We start from the raw sequence: 974 nt of genomic DNA on the forward strand, positions 1-974 counted from the left end.
AAGGAGCTGTGGACTGCATGGAAGAGAGAATGCCGGAATGAGTAGCGAGAATAAGGTGGGAATCCTTATGGCCGAATATCCAAGGTTTCCAGAGTAAAGCTGATCTGCTCTGGGTAAGTCGGGGCCTAAGGCGAGGACGAGAGTCGTAGCCGATGGACAACAGGTGGAGATTCCTGTACTGCGGTATGACAGAACTGTGGGGACACGTAAGGAAAGCGGAAGCCGGGAATGGAAAGCCCGGTGCAAGCGGGGTACCAGTCACTTTGGCAAATCCGGGTGGCAATGGGAAGCCGTGATGCGGAGCGAAATAAAGTAGCGAAGTCCGTGAGCCATGCGTCAAGAAAAGCCGCTATCGTTTATACCGTACCCGTACCGTAAACCGACACAGGTGGATGAGGAGAGAATCCTAAGGCCGGCGGAAGAAGCATTGTCAAGGAACTCGGCAAAATGGCCCCGTAACTTAGGGATAAGGGGTGCCTGGGAAACCAGGCCGCAGAGAATAGGCTCAAGCAACTGTTTAGCAAAAACACAGGTCTATGCGAAACCGAAAGGTGAGGTATATGGGCTGACGCCTGCCCGGTGCTGGAAGGTTAAGAGGAGAGGTTAGCGGTAACGCGAAGCTTTGAATTTAAGCCCCAGTAAACGGCGGCCGTAACTATAACGGTCCTAAGGTAGCGAAATTCCTTGTCGGGTAAGTTCCGACCCGCACGAAAGGCGTAATGATTTGAGCGCTGTCTCGACAATGCATCCGGTGAAATTGAAGTACCAGTGAAGATGCTGGTTACCTGCGCCAGGACGGAAAGACCCCATGGAGCTTTACTCCAGTCTGGTACTGGGACTCGGTATTGCATGTACAGGATAGGTGGGAGGCTGAGAAATGGTAACGCCAGTTGCCATGGAGCCGCTGTTGGGATACCACCCTTGCAGTATTGGGTTTCTAACCAGCCGCCGTGACCCGGCGGTGGGACAATGCC

Annotated in this window: 1 rRNA gene; it reads left to right on the forward strand. The window is 53.5% G+C overall.

Features of this window, described 5'->3' with window-relative positions:
- Nucleotides 1-974: ribosomal RNA gene (locus ACESZG_RS18900) — 23S ribosomal RNA — on the forward strand; the annotation flags it as partial.

The sequence above is a fragment of the Blautia sp. Marseille-P2398 genome (genome assembly GCF_964240315.1).
GTDB classification, from domain to species: domain Bacteria; phylum Bacillota; class Clostridia; order Lachnospirales; family Lachnospiraceae; genus Blautia_A; species Blautia_A wexlerae.